Origin of the sequence: Amycolatopsis sp. WGS_07, from assembly GCF_045278895.1 — a bacterium.
Classification (GTDB): domain Bacteria; phylum Actinomycetota; class Actinomycetes; order Mycobacteriales; family Pseudonocardiaceae; genus Amycolatopsis.
The window spans coordinates 2,926,158-2,935,938 of sequence record NZ_CP136053.1 but is presented as its reverse complement, the minus strand read 5'-3'; the positions used below and the strand labels follow the sequence as shown (position 1 = coordinate 2,935,938).

General features: G+C 68.0%; 9 protein-coding genes. 4 read left to right on the top strand and 5 right to left on the bottom strand.

The window, feature by feature from the left end; all coding sequences use genetic code 11:
- Positions 1–44: 44 nt before the first annotated feature.
- A complete protein-coding gene (locus tag RPX00_RS13775) occupies positions 45–782 on the top strand; it encodes a FadR/GntR family transcriptional regulator (protein ID WP_406639909.1) in 738 nt (245 codons plus the stop codon).
- Position 783: 1 nt separating this feature from the next.
- Here RPX00_RS13775 and RPX00_RS13770 read toward each other — a convergent pair whose 3' ends face one another.
- The 4 genes from RPX00_RS13770 to RPX00_RS13755 form a co-directional block, all read right to left on the bottom strand.
- Positions 784–1,383, bottom strand: coding sequence for a class F sortase (locus RPX00_RS13770; protein WP_406639908.1), 600 nt, complete (start codon positions 1,381–1,383; stop codon positions 784–786).
- A complete protein-coding gene (locus RPX00_RS13765) occupies positions 1,383–2,099 on the bottom strand; it encodes a hypothetical protein (RefSeq protein ID WP_406639906.1) in 717 nt (238 codons plus the stop codon). The genes RPX00_RS13770 and RPX00_RS13765 overlap by 1 nt, the downstream gene beginning before the upstream one ends.
- A gap of 237 nt (positions 2,100–2,336) precedes the next feature.
- Positions 2,337–3,368: a trans-sulfuration enzyme family protein gene (locus RPX00_RS13760; protein ID WP_406639905.1), complete on the bottom strand. Its 1,032-nt coding sequence runs from the start codon at positions 3,366–3,368 to the stop codon at positions 2,337–2,339.
- A gap of 46 nt (positions 3,369–3,414) precedes the next feature.
- On the bottom strand, positions 3,415–4,251 hold the full coding sequence (locus RPX00_RS13755; RefSeq protein ID WP_406639904.1) for a LysR family transcriptional regulator: 837 nt from the start codon (positions 4,249–4,251) through the stop codon (positions 3,415–3,417).
- A gap of 79 nt (positions 4,252–4,330) precedes the next feature.
- On the opposite strand from RPX00_RS13755, the gene RPX00_RS13750 reads away from it, so the two are divergent.
- A complete protein-coding gene (locus RPX00_RS13750; protein WP_406639903.1) occupies positions 4,331–5,179 on the top strand; it encodes an EamA family transporter in 849 nt (282 codons plus the stop codon).
- Here RPX00_RS13750 and RPX00_RS13745 read toward each other — a convergent pair.
- A complete protein-coding gene (locus RPX00_RS13745) occupies positions 5,133–8,351 on the bottom strand; it encodes a penicillin acylase family protein (RefSeq protein WP_406639902.1) in 3,219 nt (1,072 codons plus the stop codon). The genes RPX00_RS13750 and RPX00_RS13745 overlap by 47 nt on opposite strands.
- 163 nt (positions 8,352–8,514) lie before the next feature.
- On the opposite strand from RPX00_RS13745, the gene RPX00_RS13740 reads away from it, so the two are divergent.
- Both RPX00_RS13740 and RPX00_RS13735 read left to right on the top strand, forming a co-directional pair.
- Positions 8,515–8,889, top strand: a complete 375-nt coding sequence (locus RPX00_RS13740; RefSeq protein ID WP_406639901.1) for an FKBP-type peptidyl-prolyl cis-trans isomerase — start codon at positions 8,515–8,517, stop codon at positions 8,887–8,889.
- A 119-nt stretch (positions 8,890–9,008) separates the two neighbouring features.
- Entirely contained in the window at positions 9,009–9,767 is a 759-nt protein-coding gene (locus tag RPX00_RS13735; RefSeq protein WP_406639900.1) for a S1 family peptidase, read from the top strand.
- Positions 9,768–9,781: the final 14 nt, after the last annotated feature.

Here is a 9,781-nt window from a genome sequence, read left to right as displayed (position 1 = left end):
AGTAACCTAAGGCAGGTTCGCATCCGGCAGACACTGAGGTCAAGATGAAGTTCGAACCGGTGGCTCCGGTCCGCGCCTACGAGCGGATCGTCGAGCAGATCGAGGAAGCCGTGGTGAGCGGCCGCCTCAAACCCGGCGAACGGCTGCCCGGGGAACGGGAGCTGATGACGCAGTTCGGCGTCGGCCGGTCCACCGTGCGCGAGGCGCTGCGGGTGCTGCAGGCGGCCGAGCTGATCCGGTCGCGGCCGGGCGATCCGCGCGGGCCCGAGGTGCTGGCGGCGTCGCCTCGCGCACTGCATCGGTCGATGCACCGGCTGGCGCGGGCAGAGCACGTCGGGCTCGCGGAACTGCTGCAATTCCGGATGGTGCTGGACGGTTCGTCGCACCTGCTGGCCGCGGAACTGCGCACCGCCGAGGATTTGACCTCGCTCGACGCGGCATTGGAAGGAATGGCGACCGCGGACGGATACGCCGAATTCAGTCGCGCGGACGTCGCATTCCATGACGTCATTGCCCGGGTTTCACGGAATCCGCTGCTGGTGGTGAGCGGGGAAGTGGTCCGCGGCGTGGTGCTGGAATTGATCGAGGACAAACTCAGCCACGCCAACGACCGCGGCACGCTGATGCGGTCTTGGCTGCGGCACCACGAGGAGGTGCTGAACGCGATCCGCGCCGCCGACGGAGAGTCGGCGGCGCGGTTAGCGCGTCAAGCGCTGTATGACAATTACGCGGAATACGTACCGAAGGACCAGCGCACGCTGCTCACTCCGCTGCTGACCTGAGTCAGGCGACCAGGTTCGCGTACACCACGATGTTGTCCTTGTAGCTGTGCTCGGCGTGGTCGAACACGCCGCCGCAGGTGATGAGGCGCAGCTGCGGCTTGTCCGTGTTGCCGAAGACGGCCTGCGTCGGGAACGTGTCCTTGGGGACCTGTTCCTTGTGGTCCACCACGAACTTCAGCTTCTTGCCGTCGCTGCGTTCGATGTCGACCTCGTCGCCCGGGTTCACGTCCTTGAGCTTGTAGAAGATGCCCGGTTTGTGGTTGCCGTCGACGTGCCCGAGCACGATCGCCGGGCCCACGTCGCCCGGCACCGGCGAAAGCCGGTACCACGCGGCCTGCATCGGGTTCTTCACCGACGGCACCGAGATCTGCCCGTCCTTGTTGGGCAGGACGGTGATCAGCGACGATTTCGCGCCGATCTTCGGGATCTCGACCGCCGTGGGCCGCAGCCCGGTGAACGGTTTGGTCACCGGGACCGCCGGGCTGGCCGGAGCCGCCGCGGCGGGCGGTGCCGCCGGGGCGTCCGAACCGCACGCGCTCAGCGAGAGGGAGAGGAGCAGAGCGCCCGCGAGAGCGACGCCCTGCCCGAACTTCCTGGTCATCAGGCGGCCATGCCCCCGAAGCCGGTCTCGATGCCGTGCTTCGGCGCGTACTTCACCTGCGAACCGCCGTGGCCGCCGGTGGTGCCGGCCGAACCCGCGCCAGCGCCGCCCGCCGGGGGAAGCTTGCCGTCGTCGGTCGGCTTGCCGCCGCAGGTCCACTCCGCGCGCACGCTGCCGGTCTCGAACGAAACACCGTCGTGGCGCTTGACCAGCCACGCCCAGTAGCGACCGTCGGTCTCGTCCTGGTGCGGGCCCTCGAGGAGGTCGAAGTCGTTGGAGCGCAGGCCGGTCGGCTCGCCCGCGGCGCACGCGATGACGACAACGCCGAGGTTGTCGTCGAGGTCGACGCCGTAGCCGGTGTCGTCGACGTACGGGGGCTCCTCCGGCGTGGAGGTCTCCGAGGTCGGCGTGGTCGGCTTGGTGGTGTCCGTCGGCTTGCCGGTCTCGGTCGGCTTGCCCGTCTCGGTCGGCTTGCCGGTTTCCGTCGGCTTGCCCGTCTCGGTCGGCTTACCGGTCTCGGTCGGCTTGCCCGGCTCCGTCGGCTTGGCGGTGTCGCTGGCCGGAGGCGCCGAGGTGGGTGCCGTCTCGCCCGTGGTGGCGGGGGCCGACGCGGACGTCGCCGGCGCCTCCTCCGCGTTCGCGGCGGGCACGACGGCAAGGCTGATCAGGGCGCCCGCGAGCACAGCGCCCGCGAGTCTGCCCAGGGTCTTCTTCAAGATGATTACCCCTCTGAGGAAAAGCGCGATGACCCCCACCGCGCCCGCTGATCCTGCCGAAGATTCAGCCCATAGGGGTAACCCTTTAGCTGGTGATTAATGACACGAGGGAAAACCGTAACGAACGGCTTCCCGGCGGCGATGATTTCGCCCGGCTGCCGGATTACCGGCGCGTTGTGCTCGTACCGTAACACTCGCCAGGCAACCCGCGCAGCCCTCGTTAAAGAATGGCGGAAATCAACCGAGCGCGGTCAGCAAATCCCGCCACAGGTCCTCCGGGTCTTCCAATCCGACGGAAAACCGGATGAGCCCCGGCGGCACGCGTTCCTCGCCTGGCAGCCACGCACGCCGTTCCATCAGGCTTTCCACCCCGCCGAGGCTCGTCGCCGGCCGGATCAGCCGGACGCTCGCGCACACCTTGTCCGCCGCGTCGGCACCGTCCACTTCGAACGCCACCATCATTCCGAAACCGGGGTAACGCACCTTGGTTACCGCCGGGTGTTCCGCCAATCGGGACACCAGCAACTCCGCGGTCCGCGTTTGCTCGGCGAGCCGCACCGGAAGCGTCCGCAAGCCACGCAACGCGAGCCACGTTTCGAGTGCGCCCGGCGTCGCGCCGACCCGAGTCCGCGCGGCGCGAAGTTCGTCCACAATGTCCTGATTGGCTGCGACCGCGACACCGAGCAGAAGATCGCTGTGTCCGCCAATAAGCTTCGTCGCGCTGTGCACGACAATGTCCGCGCCGAGCGACAGCGGTTGCTGATGCAGCGAAGTCGCGAAGGTGTTGTCAACGACTACGCGTCCTCGCGTACCGCGCGTGATGGTCTCGATCTCCATCACGTCGAGCGTCGGGTTAGTCGGGGATTCAAGCCACAACAGATCGGCGTCGCAATCGAGCCACGCCTGGGTGTCCGTCGGCTCCAATTCGGTGACTGTGAGCCGACCGATCTGCTGTGCGTGTTTCAACGCTCCGCGGGTGACGGCGTAACTGAATGACGGAACCGCAACCGTCGACCCGACTGGCAACGAATCCAGCACTGCGGACAACGTGGCGACGCCAGACGCGAAAGCGACCGCAGTGCCGCCCTCAAGCGAACCGACGACCTCCTCGAAGGCAGCCCAGGTAGCCGTGCCGTCGGAGCGCGCGTACACCGCGTCGCCGCCGGCCTCGAAGGTGCTCGTGGCAACGATCGGCGTGGTCAGCGGCTCGCCGGGGCCGTGCGGCCGGCCCGCCGCGATCGCGCGGGTCCGCGGAGTCCAGTCGTCCATGCGGACACGGTAACTTCGCGATCGCCCGGACGGCAGGCGATGAATATCACCAGGTGGTCAGCCGTTCCACAAAGTGGACGACGTCGGGGTCGGCGACGCGATAGTGCAGGTAGACGCGCCGCGACAACCGCGGTTCCAACGGCCGGACCGCGACCGCGGGCGGCAGCGGCTCCGGCAAGGCCATCGCGGGCGCGACCCCCGCGGTAATTCCGGCGGCGGCCATCGCGACCACCGTCCCCACATCGCGGACCACATGATCCGGCCGCCATTCGACCCCGTGCGCGGCGAATCCCTCCGCCAACGCGGGCCCGCACGTACCACCTGGATCGGCGACCCCGAGCCGGATCAACTCCGCGAGCCGCACCCGATCCTGACGACTGGCCGGATGGTCCTTCGGCACTACGGCAAGGAATTCGTCTTCGAGCACGCATTGGGAATCCGGACCAGGTTGGGTGGTCACGGCGAGATCGATGGTGCCGTCGGCGAGCCAGGCCAGGAGTTCGTCGTCCTCGCCCTGCAACGTCAGCACCTGACTTCGCGGCGAATCCCGTTGCCACCGCTGCACTGCCGTCGGCACGAAGCGCACCAACGCACTCGCCACCGCGCCAACCCGCAACGACGGCGCACGAACCTCTGCGGCAAGTTCGTTGATCGTCCGCAATCCGTCCAGCACCGCTGAAGCGTGCGTCGCCACCGTGCGGCCCAACTCGGTGAAGCCGACCTCGTCGCGATGCACGACCGGTCCGCCGAGCGCGCTTTCCAGCGCGGCGATCGCCCGGCTGACCGCCGACTGCGTCCGTCCCAGCGCTTGCCCGGCGCGCGTGAAACTGCCGTGCTCCCCCACCGCGAGCAAGGCTTCGAGCTGAGCCACCGTCACGTCCACCGCTCGATGATCTCACCGCATCCACCAGATGACGAGAAGTTGTTGGACGCATACCCGCAGGTGAGCTGTCCTGAAGCGCATGGTCGTTTTCGCGTTGGCAGGCCTCTGGCTGTGCTGGGGAACGTCATTTCCGGCGATGCGCGTCATGGCGCAAACGCTGCCGCCGCTGTCAGCGTCCGGCGCTGCCTTCCTCGCTGCAGGGGCCGTCTTGGTTCTGCTTCGACCGACGACCTTGCGCGGCTTGAGCTTCCGCCAATTCGCCACTGCCGCGTCGATCGGCATCTGTCTGCTCGGCGCACAAGGCACCGTGGCCCTCGCCGAACGGACGACCTTCGCCGGAACCGCCGCGTTGGTGGTCGCCGCGCTTCCGCTGTGGGTGACCGTGCTGAACGCCGTGCTCGGCGAACGCCCGACCCGAGCCGGTTTGCTGCGCGTCCTCATCGGCTTCTCCGGCGTGGCCCTGCTGACCGGCACGCAAGCCAGCACCTGGACTTTCGTCGTAGCCGCAGCCGGTTTCGTCTGGGCGATCGGAACGGTCGCGGCCGCTCGCACGACCAATCTCCCTGGACCGTGGGCGAGCACCGCCGTGCAACTGCTGAGCGGTGGCACCCTGCTGCTCGTCGTCGGTGCCGGTGAAGCAATCGACCGCCCCACCGCCGTGTCCTGGCTAGCGCTGGGCTACCTCGCCCTGGTCGACTCGCTGGCCGGTTTCGGTCTCTACACCTGGCTGCTGCGCACGACCTCCGCCGCGCTCGTCAGCACCTACGCCTACGCCGTACCCGTCCTCGCCTCCCTGATCAGCGTCCTGTTCATGAAAGAACCGCTCCGGCCGATCATGCTGGCCGGAGCGGTCCTCATCGTCACTTCAGTCGCGGCTGAAGTCAGTGCGCGTAAACCTCGAACTCGTACAGCGAATACCCGTACTTAGTCCCGCGCGAGACCCCTTGCATCCGGACGAACCGCGCGTCCGAAGGAGCGAAGGAAACGTTGTCGACGCCGCCGTTCCCGTCCGTCGCCACGGCCGCGTCGTGCCAGTCGGTGCCGTCCGTGGACAACTGGATCTTGTATCCCTTGCCGTACGCCTTCTCCCACGACAGCACCGCACGCGAAACCTGCTGCACCGAACCGAGATCCACGGTGATCGACTGGTTGTCGCTCCAGTCGCTCGCCCAGCGGCTGCCCGGATTGCTGTCGACCGCGTTCGAGGCAGGCGAGTTGTAGAACCCGGTTTCCGCGCTGGACGCGTTCACCGGCTTGCCCGCCGCGAGGTTCGAAACGTTGTCGCCGCGATGCGCCGGATACTCCACGACCTGCTGGAACGTCGGCCGGTTCTGGGTGCTGATCTTGCCGTGCGCGATGCCGCCCAGCGGACGCTGGATCACCGTGTCGGCGCACCACTGGTCACCCGCCGAGCAGTCGCCGTCGCCCGGGTACACGGTGTTCGCCGGCTGCCCGGCGGCCGTGGTCAGCGAGTCGACCAGCGTCTGCCGGCACGCGTTCAGGTCACCGCCGCCGCAGAACTTCGCGCCGAGCGGGCCCGCCACCGGCTGTCCGAGCGCCGTGCGGATGTCCTTGCTGACGTAGCCCCACCAGCCGTGCTGATACGCCGAACCCTGGTGCGGCTGCCCGACGTGCTTGCCCGGCACCCCGTTCTGGAACCCGGACGGGCTTTCGTTGATCTGCAGCACGTTCGTCATCGCGTCGAACGCGGCGTCGCCCATCGCCGGCTTGAACTCGCCGGTGACCAGCAGCGGCCACCACGCGTCCATGATCCGGATCGCGTCGGCGTCGTTGTAGGTCTTGCTGCCCGGAGCGGACTCGACGCGCTGGTGCCCGTGCTGCATCCACGTCTTCAGCTTCGCCTCGGCGTCCGCCGCGGCACCGGTGAGCGGAGCCTTGTCGAGCACCTGCAGCAGCAGCGGCAGCACCTTCTCCGCCCGCAGGTCAGCCAGCGCCGCGTCCTCCATCGCCTGGGTCAGGTTGACCCGGGTCACCTTGGTACCGCTGGAAAGCAGCCCCTTGACCCGCGCGTCGAGCAGATCGCCGCGGTGCACGGCGGACTTGTCCGCGCCGCCGGACGCGTAGCCGTTCGACTGCGCGTTGTTCCAGCTGATGTAGTAGTCCTGGTTCACCGACTGCGGATGCTGCGACGCCGGCGTGTACTCGGCCTTGTTGCCCGCCGGATTCCAGCCCTTCCAGTCGAACCCGCGGTCGCCCCACGTGGGCATCATCGGGTCCACAGTGGAATTGCGGACCGGGTTCGCGCCGGAGTTGAAGTACGCGATGTCCTTCGAATCGGCGTAGAACCAGTTGAAGGTGAAGTTGACGTCGTTGGCGGCGCGCTGGAAGTCGGCGGCCGATTTGACGTAGCCGGGGTCGTTGAACTCCTGGAACCCGATCAGCGAGTCCACCTCGTGCATGAACGACGACCGCAGCGACGAGTAGGCCACCGGCTTCCCGTCGACCGTCGCCCGCGAGGTCACCGGACCGTACTTCGTGCGGTAGCTGCGCAGTGTGTAGGACCCGGCCGCGGTGCCGTCCGCGACCGTCGGCGACCAGGCGTTCTTGCGCTCCACGGTGTCCATCGGAAGGCATTTGCCCTGGTACAGGTAGTAGTTCGAGTCCTTTGTGGCCGGTTTGCCGCTCGGATCGCACAGCGGCAGCGCGTAGGTGTCGATGATGTCCTGCGCCGCGGTCGTCGCGCTCCACGAGTAGTCCTGGCCGCGGCCGAGCAGCACGTACATGCTGATCCCGGCGAACGACGCGCCCCGCGCGCTGATGCCAGGGCCCTGGATTTCCTGCAGCAGCAACAGCTGCGGCGCGAAGTACCCGGTCTGCGGGCCGAACACAGCGACCGGATGGCCGCTGGCGGTCTTCGCGCCGGACACCAGCAGCGCGTTGGACATACCGTGCTTTTCCTTGAGCATGTTGCCCGGCAGCACGCCGTTGTCGAACATGCCGCGCGCGGATTCCTGGTCCTTCGGCGCGGGAACCTTGACCTTTTCGGCCTTCGCGGAGGCCGCCGAACCGGTCTGGTCGAACACGAGCTGCTGGTTCGTCACCGAGCCCTTGTCCGGCAGCGCGGCGCCCTGCGGGTTCGCCGGAGTGTTGCCGTACGGGAAGTTCTGCCCGTCGTGCAGGGTCTTCACGGCCTCGGGGTCGTCCGCGGCGCGCAGGCTCTGCCACACCTTTTCACCCTGCTCGACGCCGTACTTCTCCTGCAGCGCCAGCTTCGCGACCGCGTTCTGCACCTCGCCGCTGCCGCCAGCGCCGAACTGCGCGCCGACCACCGAGGCGAGCACCACGAGGTCAGTGAGCTTGAACGGTTCGATGGTGCCCGCGTTGGTGATCGCGTCGACGTGCCCGGTGAGCACGTATTCGCCCGGGAAGTACCGGCCGTTGTGCGAATCGGTGATGTATTTGTTGATGCCTTCGAGGTACGCCTGCGCGTCGGCGAGGCCCTGCTTGCCGCGCGGACCGCTCGCCGCCACCGCGTCGATCTGCTGCTGCAGCTCGTCCTCGGTGTAGGGCGCGGAGGCGAAGAAAGACTGCTCCAGCTCGCGGTTCGCTTCCGCGCCGCCCGCGTACGACGTCAGCTGGCCGCGGCCGACCCGGCGCATGATGTCCATGAGCCACAAGCGGTCCTGCGCCGCGGCGTATCCCGCGCCGTACTCGGTGCCGGACCGCGTGGTGCCCTGGATGTGCGGGACGCCGGTGGCCTTGTCGCGCGTGATCGTGACGTCGTCGCGCGGCTTCAGCGTGCTCGCGACCTGGTCGGCGGGCACGCCGAAGGACGAGTCGTTGAAGAACTTGCCGATGGTGTCGGTGGTCAGCGTCTTGTATCCGCCCGCCAGGTCGGCGTATTTGCCGAGTTGGTCGTCCGCGTGGCCCGGCTGCGTGCCGAACGCCTTGTTGGCGAGGATTTCGGCGAGCGTCGCGCTGCCGTTCTCGCCCGGCGGGAGGATGTCGTTGCACTGGCCCGCGCAATAGTCGTTGCCGGGCAACGCGGCGGAGGCCGGTGCCGCGGTCCCGATCTGCACGAGTCCGGCCGTGAGCACGGCTACCGCGCCCGCGACCAGGATGGGGATGCGTCGTCGCATTCCACAGCTCCGTCCACGAAGGATGCCCCAGGGTGACCCAGCGCACGCTACCCACGGGTAGCGCACATGTGAAGACTTTTCGCGTTTATCCCCTCGTTGGGAGTAGTCCTCCCTGGTAGCGGTCCATCAGGCGCGGCGTTTCGCCGATAGGTACGGTGACCCCATGAGCGTGGAAAAGCCCCAAGTCGAGCGCCCGGACGGACCGCCGCCGGCCGAGCTGCAGATCAAAGACATCACCGTCGGCGACGGCCCCGAAGCCAAATCGGGCAATGCCGTCAGCGTCCACTACGTCGGCGTCTCGCACTCCACCGGCGCGCAATTCGACGCGTCTTATGACCGCGGCGCCCCGCTCGATTTCCAGCTCGGCGCCGGCCAGGTCATCCCGGGCTGGGACCAGGGCGTGACCGGCATGAAGGTCGGCGGCCGCCGTCAGCTGGTGATCCCGCCGCACCTCGCGTACGGCGAGCGCGGCGCGGGCGGCGTGATCGCGCCGAACGAAACGCTGATTTTCGTCGTCGACCTCGTCGGCGTGAACTGACTCGAAGAAAACGCGGGCAGCCGGGAAAGCCCGATCGGGCAGCCCCGGCTGATCCCCTTTCGGGTGAGCCGGAAGACCCCTACGTTCGCATTGAGTAGTCGTCTTCCGGAGGATATTTCATGCGTTTGCGTGCTGCCCTTTCCGCTGCCTTCCTCGCCGCCGGCGCCGCGCTAGCCGTGGCGGCGCCCGCGTCCGCGGTCGCGAACGGCAACGATGTGGCGCCCGGCGAGTATCCGTTCGCGGCCAAGCTGTCCATGCCCGTCATCCCGAAGGCGGACGGCACCACTTATTCGAGCGGATGCTCGGGTTCGCTCATCGCGCCGCAGTGGATCATCACCGCGGGGCACTGTTTCCACGACATCAACCGCAAGCCGGTTTCCGGCCCGGTTCCGTATGGCACTTCGGTGCTGCTCGGCGCGACCACCGACGAACCGGGCAAGGGCGTGCGGCGCAACGTCACCGAGGTGCAGCAGGCGGGCGTCAACGACGTCGCGATCGCCAAACTCGACTCGCCGGTCACCGAAATCAAGCCGCTGACCGTCTCGCCCGCCGCGCCGACCAACGGCCAGAAGGTGCTGCTCGCCGGATGGGGCAGCCTCACCGAGGTTTCGCCGAAGCCGTCGGACAAGCTGCAGCAGGGCGAAATGCAGGTCGTCGGCTCGGACGCCACCACCGCGACCATCGTCGGCGTCGCGCCGAAGAAGGACACCAGCGCGTGCAGCTACGACTCGGGCGCGCCGTACTTCGTCGACGACGGCGACCACACCGGCCGCCTCATCTCGGTCGAGTCGACCGGCCCGGACTGCCCGCACGCGACGCCCGAGATGACCGCGCGCGTCGACATCCTCAAGGACTGGATCGCCTCGCACACCCAGTGAGGACAAGTCGCGAG